This window comes from Marinicella rhabdoformis (genome assembly GCF_009671245.1).
Classification (GTDB): domain Bacteria; phylum Pseudomonadota; class Gammaproteobacteria; order Xanthomonadales; family Marinicellaceae; genus Marinicella; species Marinicella rhabdoformis.
In genome coordinates this window covers 810,260-830,902 of record NZ_VTFS01000001.1, presented here as the reverse complement: position 1 = coordinate 830,902, position 20,643 = coordinate 810,260, and the positions used below count along the sequence as shown (strand labels likewise).

General features: G+C 42.0%; 17 protein-coding genes. 14 read left to right on the top strand and 3 right to left on the bottom strand.

Annotated features, from left to right (window positions below; all coding sequences use genetic code 11):
• Positions 1–167: 167 nt before the first annotated feature.
• A complete protein-coding gene (locus FET73_RS03580) occupies positions 168–2,414 on the bottom strand; it encodes a sensor domain-containing phosphodiesterase (RefSeq protein ID WP_154222532.1) in 2,247 nt (748 codons plus the stop codon).
• An 87-nt stretch (positions 2,415–2,501) separates the two neighbouring features.
• On the opposite strand from FET73_RS03580, the gene cutA reads away from it, so the two are divergent.
• The 12 genes from cutA (at position 2,502) to FET73_RS03520 (ending at position 14,056) form a co-directional block, all read left to right on the top strand.
• The gene (gene cutA / locus FET73_RS03575) at positions 2,502–2,825 is read left to right on the top strand and encodes a divalent-cation tolerance protein CutA (RefSeq protein ID WP_154222531.1); all 324 of its coding nucleotides are present in this window, start codon (positions 2,502–2,504) and stop codon (positions 2,823–2,825) included.
• Positions 2,809–4,998, top strand: a complete 2,190-nt coding sequence (locus tag FET73_RS03570; RefSeq protein WP_154222530.1) for a protein-disulfide reductase DsbD — start codon at positions 2,809–2,811, stop codon at positions 4,996–4,998. The genes cutA and FET73_RS03570 overlap by 17 nt, the downstream gene beginning before the upstream one ends.
• A gap of 69 nt (positions 4,999–5,067) precedes the next feature.
• The gene (gene aroQ, locus FET73_RS03565) at positions 5,068–5,505 is read left to right on the top strand and encodes a type II 3-dehydroquinate dehydratase (protein ID WP_154222529.1); all 438 of its coding nucleotides are present in this window, start codon (positions 5,068–5,070) and stop codon (positions 5,503–5,505) included.
• 11 nt (positions 5,506–5,516) lie between these two features.
• Positions 5,517–5,972: an acetyl-CoA carboxylase biotin carboxyl carrier protein gene (gene accB, locus FET73_RS03560; RefSeq protein WP_154222528.1), complete on the top strand. Its 456-nt coding sequence runs from the start codon at positions 5,517–5,519 to the stop codon at positions 5,970–5,972.
• 11 nt (positions 5,973–5,983) lie between these two features.
• Positions 5,984–7,330 (top strand): acetyl-CoA carboxylase biotin carboxylase subunit, encoded by a 1,347-nt coding sequence (accC, locus tag FET73_RS03555; protein WP_154222527.1) that lies wholly within the window; start codon positions 5,984–5,986, stop codon positions 7,328–7,330.
• A 23-nt stretch (positions 7,331–7,353) separates the two neighbouring features.
• A complete protein-coding gene (gene prmA / locus FET73_RS03550) occupies positions 7,354–8,226 on the top strand; it encodes a 50S ribosomal protein L11 methyltransferase (RefSeq protein WP_154222526.1) in 873 nt (290 codons plus the stop codon).
• A 72-nt stretch (positions 8,227–8,298) separates the two neighbouring features.
• On the top strand, positions 8,299–9,171 hold the full coding sequence (locus tag FET73_RS03545) for a zinc-ribbon and DUF3426 domain-containing protein (RefSeq protein WP_154222525.1): 873 nt from the start codon (positions 8,299–8,301) through the stop codon (positions 9,169–9,171).
• The gene (locus FET73_RS03540; protein WP_154222524.1) at positions 9,168–9,473 is read left to right on the top strand and encodes a helix-turn-helix domain-containing protein; all 306 of its coding nucleotides are present in this window, start codon (positions 9,168–9,170) and stop codon (positions 9,471–9,473) included. The genes FET73_RS03545 and FET73_RS03540 overlap by 4 nt, the downstream gene beginning before the upstream one ends.
• A gap of 154 nt (positions 9,474–9,627) precedes the next feature.
• Positions 9,628–11,202, top strand: coding sequence for a bifunctional phosphoribosylaminoimidazolecarboxamide formyltransferase/IMP cyclohydrolase (gene purH / locus FET73_RS03535; RefSeq protein ID WP_154222523.1), 1,575 nt, complete (start codon positions 9,628–9,630; stop codon positions 11,200–11,202).
• 15 nt (positions 11,203–11,217) lie between these two features.
• Positions 11,218–12,492: a phosphoribosylamine--glycine ligase gene (gene purD / locus FET73_RS03530; protein WP_154222522.1), complete on the top strand. Its 1,275-nt coding sequence runs from the start codon at positions 11,218–11,220 to the stop codon at positions 12,490–12,492.
• A 66-nt stretch (positions 12,493–12,558) separates the two neighbouring features.
• Entirely contained in the window at positions 12,559–13,209 is a 651-nt protein-coding gene (gene trhA / locus FET73_RS03525; RefSeq protein ID WP_154222521.1) for a PAQR family membrane homeostasis protein TrhA, read from the top strand.
• 241 nt (positions 13,210–13,450) lie between these two features.
• A complete protein-coding gene (locus FET73_RS03520; RefSeq protein ID WP_154222520.1) occupies positions 13,451–14,056 on the top strand; it encodes a hypothetical protein in 606 nt (201 codons plus the stop codon).
• 241 nt (positions 14,057–14,297) lie between these two features.
• On the opposite strand, the gene hutI is transcribed toward FET73_RS03520, so the two are convergent.
• Complete coding sequence (hutI, locus tag FET73_RS03515; RefSeq protein WP_154222519.1) at positions 14,298–15,497, bottom strand: imidazolonepropionase; 1,200 nt, start codon at positions 15,495–15,497, stop codon at positions 14,298–14,300.
• Positions 15,498–15,554: 57 nt separating this feature from the next.
• Here hutI and hutF point away from each other — a divergent pair, with 57 nt between their 5' ends.
• Positions 15,555–16,811 carry a formimidoylglutamate deiminase gene (gene hutF / locus FET73_RS03510; RefSeq protein WP_154222518.1) on the top strand — a complete coding sequence of 419 codons (1,257 nt, stop codon included), beginning with the start codon at positions 15,555–15,557 and terminating at the stop codon, positions 16,809–16,811.
• Positions 16,812–16,938: 127 nt separating this feature from the next.
• Here hutF and FET73_RS03505 read toward each other — a convergent pair whose 3' ends face one another.
• Positions 16,939–18,675, bottom strand: coding sequence for a winged helix-turn-helix domain-containing protein (locus FET73_RS03505; protein WP_179952090.1), 1,737 nt, complete (start codon positions 18,673–18,675; stop codon positions 16,939–16,941).
• A 171-nt stretch (positions 18,676–18,846) separates the two neighbouring features.
• On the opposite strand from FET73_RS03505, the gene FET73_RS03500 reads away from it, so the two are divergent.
• Positions 18,847–20,559, top strand: a complete 1,713-nt coding sequence (locus tag FET73_RS03500; protein WP_154222516.1) for a hypothetical protein — start codon at positions 18,847–18,849, stop codon at positions 20,557–20,559.
• Positions 20,560–20,643: the final 84 nt, after the last annotated feature.

The following is a 20,643-nucleotide window of genomic DNA, read 5'->3' as shown; positions in this document are numbered from 1 at the left end:
AGAGGCCTTTGCTTGATTCGTGAATCAAGTTAAAAAGTTTAAAAATGAACTGCTTTGTGCTGAATGTCTTACAAATAATGGCGTGTTACAGGGATAATTGTTGAGTTATACGTCAACTTGAGCAGCTTTTTTGTTTGAAAGGCAAAAGAAGAGGGGGGAAGGTTCCTTTATATGACCGTGTTTGCTGTTTGTTTCATTAATGCCATGAATTCACTGATGGGCATGGGTTTGGCAAACAAAAACCCCTGGAGGGCTGTATAATTAAGTCCTTCAATCAATTGGTGTTGTTGGGTTGTTTCTACGCCTTCAATAATGACATTCAAATCCAGTTCATTGGCTAAGGTGGTAATGGCTTTGACTATGGCGCGTTGTTTTTTGTGGTTGGTTCGTTGTTCGATAAAGGCTTTGTCAATTTTAAGCTCTTGTATGGGTAAATCATGTAAATAGGCCAAAGACGAAAAACCCATGCCAAAATCATCAATAGAAAACTGAAAGCCCATCGATTGTAAAACTTCAATCTGTTCAGATACAACTTGAGATCGATCTAACAGTATCGACTCTGTGATTTCTAATTTGAACCGACGGGGCTCAAGTCCGTGTTCCATGATGGTTTGTAATAACATCTGCCCCAATTTTGTTCTCAGCTGAGTGGTACTGATGTTGATACTTAAAGTGAAATCTTGATGACCCAATAGGCAGTCTATTTGCTGGATAAGCTGACAGGATTGCTTAAGTATGATTTGTTGTAATTGGTTGATTAGCCCCGAGTTTTCAGCAATGGGAATGAATTCGGAAGGTTGTACTACCGTTTTTCCGCCCACTTGCCAGCGAATCAGTGCTTCAGCTGAAATGATTTGATTGTGATGATTAAATTGCGGTTGAAAGTAGGCGTGAAAGGAATGATTTTTGATGCCTTTTTGTATGTCACTCTCAATTTTAAATCTTTGAGCTGTGTTGTCGCTGAATTGTTGGTCAAACACAACCAATTGTTTGCCTCCCATCTTTTTGGCTTGGTACATACACATGTCAGCTTGTTGAAGCACCTGGTCTGCAGTGGCCGCTTGGTTGCCGTCAAATATTGAAATGCCAATACTGCAACCAATCTGATACTCAGCTTTATTATAGAAAAAGGATTTGCTGACCTGTTTAATCAACATTTCTGAAAGTGCTACTGCATGTGACTTCAACTGTTCAGCGTCAATGCTTAAATCATCTAGTAAGATGACAAACTCATCACCACCAATTCTAGCCAAAGCGGCGTTCAAAGGTATGACTTGTTTTAGCCTTAAACCAATCATTATCAAGAATTCATCGCCAATGCTGTGGCCAAGTGAATCGTTGATTTTTTTGAAGTCATCAAGGTCAACGAAAATTAAAGCCCCATGAAGTTGGTTGCGGGCCACCAGCTGAATTTTTTCTTCAAGGCGTTCCATTAAATAACTTCTGTTAGCCAGTTGAGTCAATGAATCATAATAGGCCAGCTCTTCAATTTGTGCTTTGTCTTTGTTTTGTTGGGTAACATCTCTCGCCATATAAAGCAGGCGCCTTTCATGTGTGTCTCTGTCTTGTTCGGCAGGAATGATGCGACCTTCAAAATCTGTTTTTCCAATAGGCAAATCTAAACTGTATTCAATGACTTGAATTTTATTGTTATCCAGTGCTTGAGTGATGCCATGTTCCACTTTTGTGGAGACATCGGGTGGAAGAACTTCATTATACTTTTTGTCTATAAACTCAGATTCAGCCATCATCAACAAGTCTGGGCTGCCTCCCAATAAATTTTCTATGGTGCCATCATGGTTTAGTACAAACATCAAGTCAGGGATCAGTTTAGAAAAAGCTTTCATTCGGTGGTTGCTGTCTTGGATTGACTGAGTCAAAGATTTTTGTTTTTTATGAAGCTGATTTTTTTCGATGGTGACAGCAACAAATTGCGCGTAGTGTTGAGTCAATGCCACTTCAAAACGATTCGGTTCCATATGGGATTTGAGGTAAATGTCTAAGCTACCATAAACTTCATTTTCAGTGATTGAAATAGGCCAAGAACCACAAGCCTTTATGCCTGCTTTCTGTAAAACTTGTTGCCCACATATCCAGTGTTCAGTCGTACTGATATTTTGAGAAAACACGGGTTGGTTTTTAAGTATCGACTGAAGTGTAGTGCAAGGGCTGGATTCTCTTTGTATGCTGAGCGAGCAAACTTCCGGTAAGCTGGGACAAATTCTGTGATTGAAAAAGTCGTCTTTTTGAATTGAAATGCCGACGATAATGTCTTTGTTTTGAATCGATTTTTCAAGCAGCAAACAAATTTGATTTAAACAGTCAGTTAATGGCGCATCTGAAACAACCAGCCCCAAAGCTTGGTTTTGCGCGTCTAAAATTTGATTTAATTTTTGGTGGCTGATATCAGGCATAGACCAAACAGTTTAACCACAGTTGTCTTTGATTACAAAAATGCTTGTGTTAAATTTTAAATAAATTGAAACAGAAACGAGATTAATATGTCAGAAGAAAAGTACATACAGGTGACTGTGAGCTGTTCGTCAGATGTGGAGGCAGTGGCTTTGGTCAAGTTGTTGTTGTCCCAAAGGTTGGTGGCCTGTGGACAAATTATCGATTCAATGCAATCATTTTATCGTTGGCAGGGTCAAATAGCATCTGCTAACGAATGTTTGTTGTTATTAAAAACAAAAGAAGCCTTGTTTGAGCGGATAGAACAGGAAATTTTGACACAACACAGTTATGATGTGCCAGAAATAATTGCCACACCTCTGGTGGCGCTATCAAAACCTTATAAGAAGTGGATAGATGAAGAAACTATTTAATGTGCTGGCCTTGTGGCTGTTGGTTGGGCCGGTGTGGTCTGAAGAAAAAATATTGCCTGTTGATGAGGCCTTTAAGCAAACAGTTGTTGCAATTGATGGTATGGCAGCGGTTACCTTTGATATCGCTGATGGGTATTATTTGTATCGTCATGCATTTAAGTTCGATGGACTGGGAGTCTCATTGTCTGAAGCACAGATTCCTCAGGGTAAGAAAAAAACTGATGAGTTTTTTGGAGAAGTGGAAACCTACCGAAAACAAGTGGTCATCAACATCCCTTATCAAGATGCGCAAGCAGGGTCACAATTAGAAGTCAAATTCCAAGGTTGTGCAGATGCGGGTATTTGTTACCCGCCGCAGAAACGGTTGTTTGATGTGCCTGAGTCAAGAGATCAGCTGGTTTCGAGCACATCATCTACTTTGTCATTCTCAAATGAAGGGAATTCATTCTTTGGCGGTGCCACTTCATTACCAGTCAGTGAAGCTTTTCGATTTGAAGTGATTGCCTTGTCGGATAAGGCGTTGAGTGCCAGGTTTACGATGGCGCCTCATATTTATCTTTACAAAGATCAGATTCAGTTTTCAACATATACTCAAGGTATCGCTTTGGCTTCACCTGAATTTCCACCTGCAGTGAAGAAAGACGACCCTGAGTTTGGTTTGGTAGATGTTTATTATGATGTGGTTGAAATTACTGTTCCATTTTCGCGTTCCGTTGAACTGTCTCAAGTTGATATAGAGGTTGCCTTTCAAGGTTGTGAAGACGGTAAAATTTGTTATCCACCTGATTCAAGAATGGTGGCTGTAGATTTGCCTAAAGCAGAACAGTTGGAAGTGGCACCTTTAAAAACTGTTGAACCAGAAATTCAGGTTCAGTCATTGTCGGAAACACAGCAATTAACAGCAAACATCTCTCAAAACCCAATGTGGTTGACGGTTTTAAAATTCTTTGGATTTGGTTTGCTGCTGTCACTAACACCTTGTGTGTTTCCGATGATTCCCATCCTGTCTAGCTTGATTGTTGGTCAAAAGAACCCCAGTACCTCACGCGCATTTGTTTTGTCATTGACCTATGTGTTGGCGATGGCATTGACCTATACGGTTGTGGGCATAGTTGCGGGTTTGATGGGCGCTAATTTACAGGCCATATTTCAAAAGCCGTGGATCATTATTTCGTTCAGTGTGGTCTTTGTGTTACTGGCTTTGTCGATGTTTGGTTATTATGAGCTGCAATTGCCTGCCAAATGGCAAAACAAATTATCCAATATTTCTAACAAACAAAAAAGTGGCTCCATCTTAGGAGTGGCTGTGATGGGCTTTTTGTCGGCATTGATTGTTGGTCCTTGTGTGGCACCGCCTTTGGCTGCCGCTGTGATTTATATTTCTACAGAGCATAGTGGTGCCGTTTTGGGTGGCTTGGCTTTGTTCGCTATGTCTATGGGGATGGGCATTCCTTTGATTGCGATTGGCACTTCTGCGGGTAAGTGGATGCCGTCATCAGGTGGTTGGATGAATGTGGTTAAAGCATTTTTTGGTATCGCTTTATTGGGTATGGCAATCTGGTTTATGTCGCGAATTTTGGATGCCAATGTGGTGTTGTTTATGTGGGCGGGTTTAATCATAACTTCCGCATTCATGTGGAGTGCTTATGCAAAAAACAACGGATTAACAGGTGTATGGGCCTCATTTTTTGATGCAGTGAAGGTAGTGGGGGTATTAATTGGTGCTGCACAACTTGTAGGTGCAATGGCTGGAGGGACTGACCCAATTAAACCATTGAAAGGTGTGTTTTCAGTTGTTGGTCAAGCAGAAATTAAGAAACTAGAGTTCACCAAAATCAAATCACTTGAAGCGTTGCAAGCGGCTTTAAAAGCCAGTGACAAGCCTGTGTATTTTGATTTTTATGCTGACTGGTGTACCGAGTGCAAGCGCATGGAGGCAACCACATTTCAAGATCCAGACTTGGTTGCCTTGTCTTCGCAATTGACGCTATTAAAGGCAGATGTGACTGCCAATGATGAAATCGATGCGGCATTGATGGGCCACTTTCAAATTGTCGGCCCGCCTGCCAGTTTATTTTTTGCAGCCGGTGGTGCGCCATTGGTTCAGCATAATTTCTTTGGTTATAAGTCAGCAAAGGAATTAAAACAAACGTTTGAAAAAATATTAAATTAAGCAAGTTTCTGGACATTCGAAGACGTTTGCTTCAAAATCGACGCACTTAGAAGCGAAGTTTTAATAAATATGATGCAAATTGCTGTTGTCAATGGGCCTAACTTGAACCTGTTAGGTACACGAGAGCCAGAAGTGTATGGCAGCCAAACATTAGATGACATCAATCAAAGTATCACTCAACTGGCCGATGATCTGAATATCAAAACGCAGTTTTGTCAATCTAATGCTGAACATGAGTTGGTTGACTTTATTCATCAGATGTCAGTACAAGGCGTTGATGGTATCATTATCAATCCGGCTGCTTTCACCCACACCAGTGTTGCTTTGCGTGATGCACTATTGGGCACTCAGATTCCTTTTGTTGAAGTGCACTTGTCTAATGTGCATGCACGTGAGGAATTCAGAAGCCATTCTTGGTTCTCTGATATTGCATTGGGCACAATCACAGGCTTGGGTTCTGAAGGTTATTTGGCGGCGCTTCGCTACTTTTCCACCACAATTAAATAAAAGGTCTATCAATGGATATCAGAAAAATTAAAAAACTCATTGAGCTGTTAGAGCATTCCTCTTTAACAGAAATGGAAATCACCGAAGGTGAAGAAACAGTGAAGTTGTCTCGCACCAGTCAAATGGCTGCACCTGCCCAAGCAACTTTTGCCGTTCCGCAAGCGGCACCTGTTGCCTCTGCTGCGCCGGCGGCTGAGGCGACACCAGTGACAAATGAGGCACCTGCTTTGAGTGGTCAAGTGGTGAGAAGTCCTATGGTTGGTACTTTTTATGCCGCACCATCTCCTGATGCTGAACCCTTTATTAAAGTGGGTCAAAAAGTAGCAGCGGGAGACACTTTGTGTATGGTTGAAGCGATGAAAATGTTCAATCAAATTGAATCAGAGTTTTCAGGTACTGTGAAACGCATCTTGGTTGATAACGGTCAGCCAGTTGAGTTTGATGAACCTTTGTTTGAAATTGAATAAAGGGGGACATCATGTTCAGTAAAATAGTGATTGCCAATCGTGGTGAGATTGCTTTGAGGATTCTCAGGGCCTGTCAAACCATGGGCATCAAAACGGTGGCCGTTCATTCTACGGTCGATCGTAACCAAAAACATGTGGGCATGGCCGATGAGTCGGTATGTATTGGCCCGCCATCTTCTTTGGAATCTTATTTAGACATTCCTAAAATCATAGCTGCAGCTGAAGTGACAGATGCGGAAGGGATTCACCCAGGTTATGGATTCTTGGCTGAAAATGCCGAATTTGCAGAGTCTGTTGTTGAGTCGGGTTTTAAATTCATAGGACCCAAAGCCGAAACTATTCGATTGATGGGCGACAAAGTGGCAGCCATTGATGCCATGAATGCCGCTGGCGTGCCGTGTGTTCCCGGTTCTGGTGGCCCATTGGGAGATGATCCTGAGGAAAATATCAAGATTGCCAAGCGAGTTGGTTATCCTGTGATTGTCAAAGCAGCAGCAGGCGGTGGTGGTCGTGGTATGCGAGTGGTGCATACAGAAGCGGCATTAAATCATGCAATCAGCACCACAAAAACAGAAGCCAAAGCGGCTTTTGGTGATGATACCGTTTACATGGAAAAATTCTTAGAAAACCCACGCCACATTGAAATACAAGTGTTGTCAGATGCATTTGGCAATGCGATTCATTTGGGTGAACGAGATTGTTCAATGCAAAGGCGTCACCAGAAAGTGGTAGAAGAGGCGCCAGCCCCAGGTATCACAGAGGCACAGCGCCAAGCCATTGGCCAAGTGTGTGTGGAAGCCTGTAAACGCATCAAATATGAAGGTGCGGGTACGTTTGAGTTTTTGTATGACGATGGTGAGTTTTATTTCATTGAAATGAACACACGCATTCAGGTGGAACATCCTGTCACAGAAGCGATTACAGGTGTCGATTTGATTAAACAACAGTTGTTGATTGGTTCAGGTGAGCCTTTGTCTATTAAACAAGAAGACATTGTGATTTCTGGACATTCAATAGAATGCCGAGTCAATGCAGAAGATCCTGATACATTCATGCCTTGTCCTGGAACTGTGGATATTTTTCATGCGCCAGGTGGGCCTGGTGTACGTGTTGATTCACATATTTATGATGGGTATCGAGTGCCACCTAATTATGATTCAATGATAGGCAAGATCATCACACATGGTGAAGACAGAATCACAGCAATACGTCGCATGCGATTGGCATTAGCAGAAACTGTGGTTTCTGGTATCAAAACCAACATTCCTTTGCAGCAACGCATCATGCAAGATCAAGGGTTTGTTACTGGTGGACAAAACATCCACTACTTAGAAAAACGCCTCAACCAACAAAAATAAGGCCACAGAGGCAGAAATAAAAAATGGATTTTTACGAACTCACCATGTCATTGCCTCAACCTCAGGTTGAGGCAATGGATGCCATGCTGACCCAGTTGGGTGCAGTAGGGATCACATACAGTGACGCCGAAGACGCTCCTATATACGAGCCTTTGCCAGGTGAAATGCCACTCTGGGAGGATATCAAGGTCATTGCTTTATATGATGATTTAAAGCTTTATGAACAATCTAAGCAATGGTTACAAGTTCAATTTCCACAGTTAGAAGTGTTGGCAACCAAGTTAAAAGATCAAGTTTGGGAGCGTGTTTGGATGGACCATTTCAAACCCATGCGTTTTGGACAAAACTCTTGGGTGGTTCCAGATGGATTTGATGTGGTTGATGAATCTGCGGTTAACTTGATTCTTGACCCAGGCTTGGCCTTTGGTACGGGCACACACCCTACCACTGCTTTGTGTTTAGAGTGGTTGGATTTACATGATGTTAAAGACAAACGCCTGGTTGATTTTGGTTGTGGTTCAGGGGTATTGGCTATTATGGCGTTATTGCACGGCGCAAAAGAGGTTATCTGTGTTGATATTGATGACCAAGCCATTGAGGCCACGCTTCAAAATGCGACCAAAAATGGCGTCGCTGATGGCATCAAGGTGGTTCAACCTGATCAAGTAGCCAGCATAAAAAACCAACACGGTGTATTGGCCAATATTTTGGCAGCCCCTTTGATGCAGTTGTCGACAGTGTTTTCTGAAATGCTGGAAGACAAAGGCTTTATTGTGCTCAGTGGTATATTGGCAGAGCAGCAAAAACAGGTCATGGATAAATATGAATCATGTTTTGTTGACATTGAAGGAAAAATTGAACAAGATTGGTGTCGAGTGAGTGCGCGTAAGCGTTGAGGAGTAACTGACCCGATTAAAACGGGTTGAATCAGAAATCAGGGCCATGACCCTGAAGACAGGCCAAATATTTTGTTTACCCAATGTCGCGGTTGCGGAGAAAAATTCATCCTAGAAGTTGAGCAGTTGGTGCATTCACGTGGCCAAGTGCGTTGCAACATGTGTGGCACAGTGTTTGATGCACTGGAAACTTTGAGTGCAGAAAAACCTCTTGAAGATGAAGATTTGTTGTTGCATGATTTTGATAATGCGCCGCCTTTATTGACTCACGTTTACGATATGGATGTCGAGCCAGATGATGATGTGCTGCAAGTATTGAACGACCTGCTACCAGAAAATTTACCCCCTAATGAAATTGACGAACAGCCTTTTGAAGTTGTTGGTGATGCAGAGGAATGGGGTGATGAACAAGAGTCAGCTGAAGAAGTTGCGCCGATGTTCACAGAAAACAAGGTCAAGAAAGAAAAATCACCTACTGGTTCGGGCTTTTGGGGTTTGTTGGCTACAGCCATGGTGGTATTGATTTGTTGGCAGTTGGTTTTGGTGTTACAAAATGGTACTTTGAAATTGCCAGAGAAGCCATGGGCAGAAGCTGTTTGTTCATGGGTTGCTTGTGCTCAAATTAAAAAAGAGGTGGATTTGGGAGCGATTTCATTGGTTTCTAGGAACATCAGACCACACCCAGGTAGAGACCAAGCTTTGATGATTTCAGCCAGTATGATCAATGCAAATGAAAGCAGCGCACAATTCCCAGTGCTTGAAATCAAATTATCTGACTTGAATGGAAAAGTGGTTGGAATGCGCAGGTTTTTGCCTGACGAATATGTTTCCGATGAAATCATAGCCAGTGGCTTTGTAAAAAACACTTTGGTGCCTTTCAGCTTAGAAATTGAGAGCCCTGGTGACAATGCCGTGGCATTTGAGATTGGGTTTGTTCAGCCATGAAAATCATTAATTCCAAGCAAGATAATAATCAGTTAGTCAATGACTTTAAAGCGCAAAAAACTGAGCATGATGGCAAGTCTCAAAAAGGGTGTACACAACGTGCCGTCCACCATTATTTAAAAAACTTAAATGGTCATGAAACGGTAACCAATGACCTTTATGATTTGGTCATCGCAGAAACAGAAAAGGGCATGATCTTAGAAGTGCTTGATTGGTGTAAAGGCAACCAAAGTAAAGCGGCTCAATTGTTGGGCATTACCAGAACGACATTGAGAAATAAAATCAGAAAACTTGGACTGTAATTGTCAGGTTGTCCATCTATTGAGCAGGTGACTTGTGTCGTCCTCAATTAGAAATCAGTAAATCCACATTAAATGCTGTATTTTTTTTACCAATCTGATGCGGCTTGTTCAATTGGCGTTATAATAGCCACCTTCTTGAAAATTCTTTAGAACCATGACCCAAAATCGTGTGCCCATCCGCAGGGCTTTAATCAGTGTTTCAGATAAAACCAATGTCATTGAATTGGCCCAAGGCTTAAGTAAATTAGGTGTCGAATTACTTTCTACTGGAGGAACGGCTAAATTACTTGCAGAAGCGGGTTTGGTGGTGACAGAAATATCAGAGTATACCCAATTTCCTGAAATGATGGATGGCCGTTTAAAAACCTTACATCCTAAAGTACATGGCGCTTTATTAGGTCGCTCAGGAGTCGATGAAGATGTGATGGAGCAGCATGACATTGAAGGCATCGACTTGTTGGTGGTTAATTTATATCCGTTTGAAGAAACGGTGGCAAAAGCTGACGTTCAATTGAGCGAGGCGATAGAGAACATTGACATCGGCGGACCTGCCATGATACGAGCAGCGTCGAAGAATCATGACCGTGTAACCGTTTTGGTTAACCCGGCTGATTACCAAGAAATGCTAGAAGAGTTCAGTACTTATGGCGGTATGTCACATGCCAATCGCCATGTGTTGGCGGCCAAGGCTTTTGCACACACCGCACGATATGACGGCTTGATTGCGAATTACTTAAGTGCCATAACCGACACTGAAGAGAAAAAAGAGTTTCCTCGTTATTTGACCACTCAATTCACGCATCGCAGTGAATTAAGGTACGGTGAGAATCCACACCAATCGGCGGCTTTTTACATTGAGCCCAATGCCAAAGCTGGCACCATAGGTTATGCCAGACAAATTCAAGGCAAGGCTTTGTCATACAACAACATTGCAGATGCTGATGCGGCATTGTCTTGTGTCAAAGAATTTACCGAGCCTGCCTGTGTGATTGTTAAACATGCCAACCCTTGTGGTGTTGCGGTTGAAAGTAACTTGACTTTGGCCTATTTGAAAGCATTCACAACTGATCCAACATCGGCTTTTGGTGGTGTTTTGGCCTTCAATGGTGTGGTAGATGGCAAAACAGCTGAGAGCATTTTGGACAAGCAGTTTGCCGAAGTGATCATTGCGCCCAGTTTTGATAAAGAAGCATTGGCTGTATTTGCTACCAAGAAAAATTTAAGAATCATCAGCTGTGGTGAATGGTCAGATAAGCCAGAGCCATGGATGATGTATAAGCGTGTCAGTGGTGGTTTGTTGGTTCAAGATGCAGACGTTGATATGTTAGATGTTGAACAATCTAAAATCGTCAGTAAGCGAAAGCCTACACGAGATGAATTGGCCGATATGCAGTTTGCTTGGAAGGTTGGAAAATGGGTCAAGTCTAATGCCATTGTTTATGCCAAAGGCGGGCAAACCATTGGTGTGGGTGCAGGACAAATGAGTCGTGTGGTTTCTGCACGTATTGCTTCAATGAAAGCCGATGATGCCGGATTGAAAGTGCCCGGTTCTGTGATGGCTTCAGATGCCTTTTTCCCTTTCCGTGACGGCATAGATGCCGCAGCACAAGCTGGGATTTCAGCAGTGATTCAACCCGGTGGTTCGATCCGTGATGAAGAAGTGATTCAAGCGGCTGATGAACATGACATTGCCATGATTTTTACTGGCATGCGTCACTTTAACCATTAATTAAGGGTAGCAAACATGAATAAAGTTTTGGTTATTGGTTCTGGTGGCAGGGAGCATGCGCTGGCATGGCGATTGGCACAATCAACCACAGTTGAACAAGTTTTTGTGGCACCTGGGAATGCAGGTACTGCGATTGAAGATGGCATCGATAATGTGGTTTTGGATGTCAATAATCACCAAGCAGTGATTCAGTTTTGTCAGTTACAAAACGTCACGTTGGTGGTGGTAGGACCTGAACAACCTTTGGTTGATGGCATGGTGGATGATTTGTCAGCAGCAGGTATTCCATGTTTTGGTCCTTCAGCAGCGGCAGCTCAACTGGAAGGTTCTAAAGCTTTTGCCAAACAATTTTTAGAAAAGCACAACATTCCAACAGCGGCTTATGGTGAGTTCATCACTGTGGCAGAGGCCAAAACTTACCTACAAGACAAGTCATTTCCTATTGTCATCAAGGCTGATGGTTTGGCAGCAGGTAAAGGTGTCATCATTGCTGAAGATTTGGCACATGCCGAAGCGACAGTGGAAGACATGTTAGAGGCCAATGCCTTTGGTGATGCGGGCAGTCGCATCATCATTGAAGAGTTTTTGCAAGGCGAAGAAGCTTCTTATATTGTCATGGCAGACGGTGAAAACTTCTTGGCCATGGCAACCTCGCAAGACCACAAAGCCAGAGACAATGGTGATGTTGGTCCCAATACAGGCGGTATGGGAGCCTATTCTCCGGCGCCAGTGGTGACTGCTGACATCGATGCGAAAGTGGTTGAAACAGTGATTAAGCCCACTTTGGCGGGTATGGCCAAAGACGGGATGCCATTCACAGGTTTTTTGTATGCAGGATTGATGATTGACTCAAGCGGTGAATCAAAAGTCTTGGAATTCAATGTGCGCTTTGGTGACCCAGAAACCCAACCCATCATGACACGTTTACAAAGTAATTTGGATCAATTGTGTTTGGCAGCGATTGCGGGCGAATTAGATCAACACAGCATCCAATGGGATTCAAGATTTGCCATCGGAGTGGTGATGGCAGAAGCCGGTTACCCACTAGGCAACGACAAGGGCAATGTGATCCAAGGTTTGAATGAAGTGCCTGCCGACATTAAGGTGTTCCATGCAGGAACGGCACAACAAGCGGGCAATGTAGTGACAGCGGGCGGCCGTGTGTTGTGTGTCTGTGCTTTGGATGAAGACCTGAAACAAGCACAACAAAAAGCCTACCAAGGTGTGAAAGCCATCTCATGGGGCAGTGAATACTACCGCACGGACATAGGTTTCAAGGCGATAAAATAGTTTGAACGTTTGTTTAACTGTTAGAATGGGCACTTTTTCAAGTGCCCTTTTTTGTGGTCAAAACCTATGTCTGAAGTTAAATTTTACCCGCCTTTTGAAGAAAAACTGAACATCGGCAGCCATGCATTGGGCCTGATTTTGGGGCTGATTGGACTGCCGTTATTGTTGGCCACTGATTCTGCACAAAGCAGCTGGGCTGGCTGGTTAGGTAAGTTGGTATTCGCCCTCAGTTTGGTGGTGTTGTACAGCGCCTCTACTTTATACCATTTGGCCAAAGACCCCGTTCGCAGGCAGCGATTGCGGGTGCTTGATCATGCGGCCATCTATGTCTTAATCGCAGGCACTTATACCCCAATCATGTTGGTGACTTTAGCTGGCCACCCTGAATATGTAACTTTGGGCTATGGAATTTTGATCGCTGCATGGTCAATGGCCGCATTAGGTATTGTCTTGAAACTGTTTTTTACCGGCCGCTTTTCCTTGATATCAACCTTGCTGTATGTGTTTATGGGTTGGGCCATTGCCTTTGCCATCAAACCCTTGGCAGCCAGTATGGCATCTGAAGGATTGTATTGGTTGATTGGTGGCGGCATCTCTTATACCCTAGGCGCCATACTTTATGCCATCAAAGCCATCCCTTTCAATCACGCCATATTCCATCTGTTTGTATTACTAGGCAGTGCTTGCCACTTTGTTTGTATTTATAAGTATGTATAGCTGGGTTTAAGTTTGCGGGTGTTTTTTTGTAAAGTATTATGTATATAAGACAACAAAAGGAATAAAGGGTACTGATTCCTTTTATTTTGCAGCCCATAGTCGTTGAGTTTCTACTTGATTTTAAATCATGTGTCTTTGTTGTGGTAAAAAATAAATGTGCACAATTTTTCAATATACGAATATTATTATTGTGCAAAGGTTTTTGCTATGATGAAAAAACTCATACACATATAGAGGAAAAATGAAAAGAATAATTTTGTTACTGTTGTTGTGCTCTAGTTTCTCAATAAAAGCACAAATTTCTTCAGAGGAATTCGAAAAACATCAAAAAAGCATGGAAAAGTTTTATCCAGGTGATATATCTTTAACAGACTTTATTACTGATGTTTTTAATAAAAACCCAGACAATAAAGTCATAAAAGTAGAGCTAACAGTAAAGTTAGTAGAAGATTCAACAATTTTAGTCAAAGATAAGTCTACTGTTGACAATAGACTCCATGATTTGGGTAGAATGCCTGGCATGAAAAAAGGAGTTGAAGTCACAATTCCTTATAGATATGACAATTTTGTTACCGAGAATAAATCAGATTCTATTGTCGATTTTGCTATGTTTATAAGTGAATCAGGTAGTCGCTATACAATAGATGAAGGACAATTGGCTGAAAAAAATAATGGATGGTATGGCTGTAATGGTTATGGAGTAGGAACTATTTACAAGTTTACTGAAGCAGGTACTTGTGGTTATTTTGAATACACTTATGAATGTAAAAATATAGGCCCTAATTCTATTGGATGGGTTAATAAAGGTTTTAAATATCTCCCAGGTCATTGGTGTGATGAGCCTTAAAGAATATTCCTAATATTTGTAATAAAAAACGCTGATAAATAATTTCAGCGTTTTTTTGAAAACTAATTTGGGGCAGGCACTACATAAGAGGTTGAAATTAATTTTTTGGCCTCTTTTTTTTATAAATTTGACAGGTATTGTGATTGTTCGACTAGATTTTCAAGTAAATGGGTCAGTACCCATTAAACCCTATTCAAAGATTTTAAACGTCTGTTCTTTAATGTTTCTTGGTTGCTTGATTTTAGTCGGTTATTACTTGTGGCAATTTATTGCCTTGCCAGTAAACCATATCGGCCACATCTTTGATTGGCCACAAAAGCAGCTGTGCATCAAACCCTTTTGCAATTTGTCCTCGCGCTTCATCGAGGTTCAAAGCTTTGGCCGCGTGTTTGGTGACACCTAAAATGGCTTCTTCAACTGTCAAACCAAATTGTGTACAGGCCATGTGCAGGCATTGTAATAAATTGGTGGTCGGTGCCGTTCCAGGATTACAGTCGGTGGCTATCGCCATGTCAATGCCGTGTTTTCTGAATAAATCTATCGGTGGTTTTTGTGTTTCTTGTAGCGCATAAAAGGCATAAGGCAACAAAGTCGCGACTGTGTCGGCTTGTGCCATTTTTTTGATGCTGGCTTCATCGGTGTATTCAATGTGGTCGGCAGACAGGCCGCCGAATTCAGCCACCAGTCCGGCACCTGATAAGTTACTTAATTGATCGGCGTGTAATTTGACAGGCAAGCCCCAACGTGCTGCTGCCTCAAAGACTTGACGGGTTTCGTCAACAGTGAATCCGATGCCTTCACAGAATGCATCAACGGCATCGGCCAATTTCAACTTGGCCGCTTGTGGAATGATTTCTTTGCAAATCAAATCAATATATCCCGCTCGGTTGTCTTTGTATTCAGGTGGTAAAGCGTGTGCGGCGAGCAGTGTGGTAGATACTTTAAGCCCAGTGTGTTCGGCCAATAGTTTAGCTGCCTTGAGCATTTTTAGCTCGTTATCCAAGTCCAAGCCATATCCAGATTTTATTTCAACGGTTCTGACGCCTTGTGACATCAGGTGTTCAGCCCTGGGCAAAGCAGCTTCAACCAGTGTTTCAATACTGGCTTCTCGAGTGGCTTTGACCGTGGATAAAATACCACCACCTGCTCGTGCTATGTCTTCATAATTGGCGCCGGCCAATCGCATGGCGAATTCATTCGCCCGATTACCACCAAAAATCAAATGGGTGTGACAATCAATCAGCGCAGGCGTGACGACTTGGCCTTGGGCATCGACTGTGGACAGCGCATCAAAATTTTTACAGGATGCACTTGACCCTGTCCAAATGATTTTATTATCAGAAACCGCAACAGCACCGTTTGAAATCAAGCCACAGACTTGTCCATTATCGGTACAGGTGATGAGTTCGGCGTGTTTGATCAATAGGTCACATTTTGTCATTGCGTTCAGCTGCTGTATTGCTTAGAGTAAGGCTTGCTATTGTAAAATCAAAAAGCCATGAAAAGTTATTTTTTTGAGTATGCCTTGTTACCAGAGGGTTGGTCTCAAGGGGTCCGCGTTGTTGTAGCGGGTAGTCGTTATGTTGCTGTTGATGTCAATCAGGAGCCGCAGAGTGAAGATGTGTCGAAAAAAGTGGTGATACCTGCCATGCCCAATGCACACTCGCATGTATTTCAAAGGGCCATGGCTGGATTGAGTGAATACAAAACGAAGGACAATGACAGCTTTTGGTCTTGGCGGGATTTGATGTATCGTTTGGCGAACAAAATTTCTGCTGACGAGCTCTATGAGCTGGCAAAGGGTGTTTACCAAAACATGTTAGATGCTGGATACAGTGCAGTGTGTGAGTTTCACTATGTTCATCGCGACTTGGAAAACAGTGCTGATACGCTGAAGATGTCCAAAGCGGTGATGCAAGCGGCACATGATGTGGGTTTGCCCATGACCATGTTGCCTGTGTTGTATGCTTTTTCAGCTGTGGGTGATGCACCTTTAAACCCTGAACAAAAACGTTTTGAACTGACCGCAGACGAATACATACAGTTGTCAAAGGAATTAAACTGTGTCAAATTCCCTGAACAGCGCGTTGGTATATGTTTCCACTCCATCCGAGCTGTGAATAAAAAAATGATGGAACAAGTGTTGTCGGCTTTACCAAAAGATGCACCTGTTCATATCCACATTGCAGAACAACAGGCGGAAATTGATCAGTCGACTGACTTCCATGGTAAGCGACCCGTGCAATGGTTGTATGATAATTTTGATGTGGATGGGCGTTGGTCATTGGTTCATGCCACACATTTAGATGAAGCTGAGAAAAGCTTAATTGCAGCATCAAAAGCAGTGGTCGTGCTGTGTCCACTCACAGAGGCGAATTTGGGTGATGGTATATTTGATATGCCAAGCTTTATTTCACAGCAAGGTGTTTGGGCGATTGGTTCAGACAGTCACATTGAACTGAATCCGGCCGAAGAATTAAAAATGCTGGAGTATTCACAAAGACTGGCTCAGCAACAACGCAATGTGTGTTGTGACGAAGAACAGCCGCATGTGGCGACATGGATGTGGCTAAAGTCTGTTGATGGTGGTTCACAAGCCAGTGGCTTAAACACCAATGGTATAAAAGTTGGTGAGCAGGCACATGTGATCAGTTTGGATGGGCAAAGCGGGGTGGTAGGTGCAGCCAATCACGAATCAATTTTAGACGCTTACGTTTTTTCAGATCATGTAATACATGAGTCGTTGTTGTTATGATTTGCAATATTGTCGGCTGGATGAGGTTATTACTTTTGTACGACGAAAGGCTTTGGCTTATGGGCTGAGTAACCGCTTCCTTTTACAGCAACACCTGAAATACACACCCAATAAGCATCATGGTGCTTTAATTCAATGTGATGTTTTGGATGTAACTATCTAAAGTTTGTAGCAGTTCGGATTGTGGTGATGTGGTGGCTTGCAAGTGAGCCATGCGCTGTTCAAATTGTTTCGCATCAAATTGAAGGGAGTCAGGGTTTATCCACTCTTTTGGCACCCGAGTTAACATATCTAAATAAGCCGTATATACAGTATTGTCTTGGCTTGTGGGTAACTGCTCAAGAAGCTGAAATGCAGTTTTAGCCTCGTTGGTTCTTTCTAATTCTAAAGCAGCTAAAACAAAAGCCATACCTGCATAAATCCTGAATTTGTTGCTGCTGTTGTGGTCTTCTAAAATGGGCTTGGCTTTGGTATAAGCATTGATATTGTCTTGGAGGAAGTGACTGTTGAATGCCATTAATGCTTGAACTTCTTGTTGTTCAACCTGGCTGAGAGATTCAGTCTTTAACCGTTTTAACCGTTCGCGACTTTCCGCATGTTGATGTTGTATGGTCAATGATTCAATTTTTTGAATTTCTGCATGGTATAGCACGCCTTCTGAGTTGAATTGGTTTTGAATTTCCAGTGCCAGATCCAAATATTTATCAGCCAGCTCTATATGGCCTAAAGGAAGCAGCAGTAAATAAAATGCACTGAAACTTTGTTGAAACTGATTGGTGTCATGTTGGGAGAGTGAAAATTGTAATGCCGCTTGAGCGTACTTCATGGCTTTATTATAATTTTGGGACTTCATGGCTTTGGTAGATAATGCACCATGGGCATAGGCTGCATAGTCCCCATCAGAAGTTGAAAGGGCCAGCTCTAAAGTATCCTCTAATGCCTTTATGGCAGCTTCGGGTTGTTGAGTTTGTTCATAAGAGTGCGCTAAATTCGCCAATGCACGAAGTTGTATTTTTGTGTTTGAAACTGCTTTTGCTTCGTCGTAAATCTCATTCAGTTGATTGATGGATTCTGGGTACTCATTAATGGCCTGGTGGTATCGAGCCGTCTCAATTTTGGTGTTAAAGATGCCATTTGGATTTTCTATATCTTGATAGTGTTTGAGTGCTTGTGCTAAATAAGATTTTAAGGTCGTTTTGTCATCACGATAAATGTACATTTTAGCCAGCAGTAAAAAGCTGTCTGCTAAAACAGTTGAAGTTTTATTGTTGCCATATTTTGTGATACCTTGCTCTAACTGTTGAATGCTTTGTTCATAATTTCCAGACTGATAATACGCATACCCAGTCAGGTAGGAAGCTCTGAGTTGGTCCAATGGGTGGTTTGAATTAGTTAGCTGGGTGGTTACTACAGTTTTGTTTCCATGTTTCAGTTGCTGCACCAGTTGTTGGAACGCTTGCTCAGTTATTTGGGGCGTGGTTTTGTTGCCAGCCCAGAAAAAGCTTACAGCAATGATTATCAGGCCAAAAGCAGGAAAGATAAACCAGGGTTTTGTGTGTGGTGGTTTTTCGGATTGTAACCATTGATAACCTTTGCCATATACATTGCCTATTAAGTCTTCCTGGATACCTAATTGTCGCAAAGATTTTCGAATTTCTTGTATGACTTTGAAAAGAGAGTCATCACTGACAGCCACTTTATGCCATAAACTTTTTATCAGCTGTTCCTTACTTATGACTTGTTGCTTGGACTCTAAAAATATAATTAAACAAGCATGACCTTTTTCAGAAAGTAAGAGCTCCTTACCATTCCAATAAGTTTTATTTTTTATGATTTTGAATTGGTTTTTACGAAAAAATTTCATTACCGGGCTGAATGTAGGTCTTTTAATTGTGGTGTTTAAATTATACCTGAACCGACAAAAACTGCCAAATGTTTCACAAATTGGCAGCATTGCAATTATATTCAGAATCTTTTCAGGCTGTTTCAGATTTCAAATTGTATAAATTTAGCTTTCTAACAAGCAGAGGTACATATGAACAAAGCTAAGTATTTAGCCACACTCCTAATCACATTGATTTCAGGTACGGTTAATGCATTTGTGACGGTAGGCCAGGGTCAGGAATGTGATTATAATAATTTATTTACCGCTTATGAAGACAATGATTTGGAAATCAGGGTAACCAATGAACAGGTGTTTACAAATAATTTTATTATTGAAAAATTTAAAATAATCAAAGGGGGTTATGACAACTGTTTGGCCGCTCAGGCTGGAGTGGTTGGTAATGAAAAGTCGAAATGGAGTGGTCTGAATGCATTGAATAATACGGTCATTGAAGTGGATGTCAATCTTGCTATTTTAGCAACAGTAATCATTGAAAACTTTGAAATTTATGACGGTAAAAATGAATCTGCCTCAGGGGCAGGTGGTATCAAAGTATCTGGCAAATCAAATGTCATTATTAGAGATTCAATCATTTATGACAATGGAGGTAATGAAGGTGGTGGGCTACATGTTTTTGGTGAAGACGCCATTTTGACTTTAGAAAATACGGTGGTCAGGAACAACACAGCGACAGGCTATGGTGGTGGTATATATTGTTCTGATGGTGCGCATTTAAATATTGATGGCAATTCTACCATTCATGACAATGAAGCCGCTTTAAATGGTGGTGGCTTATTTGGCGGTAATGATTGTGACATTGTGAATAACAGTGGTTGGTTAGTGGACGGTCGGAACAGGCAAGGTGTGTCATTTAATACTGCCAATAAAGGCGGTGGAATATACTTGCAAACAGGGGCTCAAATAGAAATGAGTGGCACTTATTATTATCCTGGAATTATCAAGCGTAATTACACTGATGCTGCCAATGGATTAAGTGGTGGCGGTCTTTATTTGACTGGCGAAGGCACCACTGCAGTATTGATAAACAGCCATATAATTAACAATGATTCCAGTGGTCATGGTGCGGGAATGGTTGTTACAGATCATGCCACTTTGTATATGAGTCAAGCAGCTGAAGGTTGTGAATATTTAGAAGCAGAGTACTGTTCACAAATTTCAAATAATTGGGTTCAGGTTGTTAATTACAGTGGAGGTGCGGGTTATATCAGTGATTATGCTGAAGTAAACATCTCTCAAACTGAAATCAGTCACAATAAATCGATTTTGGTGAATGTTTTCAATCTTGATGAGGCTGCTTATCTGCGTTTAGAAGGTAATTTAATCAGACAAAATGATGGTCTTGGACAAAGCCCAGCATATTCCTTATTTCATATTGGAGAAGCTGGAAGCGAGCCTTCCCAGCTTGATTACTTATATAATACTGTGGTTGCAAACGATGTTGATCGCATTTTTACCGCGAATAACATCAGTGGGCGACAAGTTTTGAATGTCTTTAACAGCATCATCTGGGATAACGGCACGATATTTAACTTTAACGGTCCCGCTACTGCACAAATAGATTGCACAATTGTTCATGAGTCTGCCTCATTGAGCGGTAATGTAGGTGCTGTGTTGACCAATGACCCATTGTTTATCAATGCGGCTATCGCAGACTACAGGCCGTCATTGGCATCTGATGCGATAGATTTTTGCGATAACAGCTTGTTTCCCGCTCAGTTCAATGATATGAATAACAACCCTCGAGGCTTTGATATGGCCAGTGTGAACAATGCTTTTGGTACTTATGATGCGGGAGCTTATGAATATGCACCAGATATTATCTTCAGAAGTGGTTTTGAATAAGCATTAAATAGGAGCAAAACAGTCATCAGGTGTTTTCCGCTGTGCCTGATGACAGGTTTGCTATTTTACTCAAGACTTCCCTTT

Bases quoted from the DNA above. Each gene is read 5' to 3' on its own strand.
- accC (WP_154222527.1), top strand. From the start codon at position 5,984: ATGTTCAGTAAAATAGTGATTGCCAATCGTGGTGAGATTGCTTTGAGG.
- FET73_RS03520 (WP_154222520.1), top strand. From the start codon at position 13,451: ATGAAAAGAATAATTTTGTTACTGTTGTTGTGCTCTAGTTTCTCAATA.
- purH (WP_154222523.1), top strand. From the start codon at position 9,628: ATGACCCAAAATCGTGTGCCCATCCGCAGGGCTTTAATCAGTGTTTCA.
- FET73_RS03570 (WP_154222530.1), top strand. From the start codon at position 2,809: ATGAAGAAACTATTTAATGTGCTGGCCTTGTGGCTGTTGGTTGGGCCG.
- cutA (WP_154222531.1), top strand. From the start codon at position 2,502: ATGTCAGAAGAAAAGTACATACAGGTGACTGTGAGCTGTTCGTCAGAT.
- FET73_RS03540 (WP_154222524.1), top strand. From the start codon at position 9,168: ATGAAAATCATTAATTCCAAGCAAGATAATAATCAGTTAGTCAATGAC.
- FET73_RS03505 (WP_179952090.1), bottom strand. From the start codon at position 18,675: ATGAAATTTTTTCGTAAAAACCAATTCAAAATCATAAAAAATAAAACT.
- aroQ (WP_154222529.1), top strand. From the start codon at position 5,068: ATGATGCAAATTGCTGTTGTCAATGGGCCTAACTTGAACCTGTTAGGT.
- purD (WP_154222522.1), top strand. From the start codon at position 11,218: ATGAATAAAGTTTTGGTTATTGGTTCTGGTGGCAGGGAGCATGCGCTG.
- accB (WP_154222528.1), top strand. From the start codon at position 5,517: ATGGATATCAGAAAAATTAAAAAACTCATTGAGCTGTTAGAGCATTCC.
- trhA (WP_154222521.1), top strand. From the start codon at position 12,559: ATGTCTGAAGTTAAATTTTACCCGCCTTTTGAAGAAAAACTGAACATC.
- hutF (WP_154222518.1), top strand. From the start codon at position 15,555: ATGAAAAGTTATTTTTTTGAGTATGCCTTGTTACCAGAGGGTTGGTCT.
- FET73_RS03580 (WP_154222532.1), bottom strand. From the start codon at position 2,414: ATGCCTGATATCAGCCACCAAAAATTAAATCAAATTTTAGACGCGCAA.
- prmA (WP_154222526.1), top strand. From the start codon at position 7,354: ATGGATTTTTACGAACTCACCATGTCATTGCCTCAACCTCAGGTTGAG.
- hutI (WP_154222519.1), bottom strand. From the start codon at position 15,497: ATGACAAAATGTGACCTATTGATCAAACACGCCGAACTCATCACCTGT.
- FET73_RS03500 (WP_154222516.1), top strand. From the start codon at position 18,847: ATGAACAAAGCTAAGTATTTAGCCACACTCCTAATCACATTGATTTCA.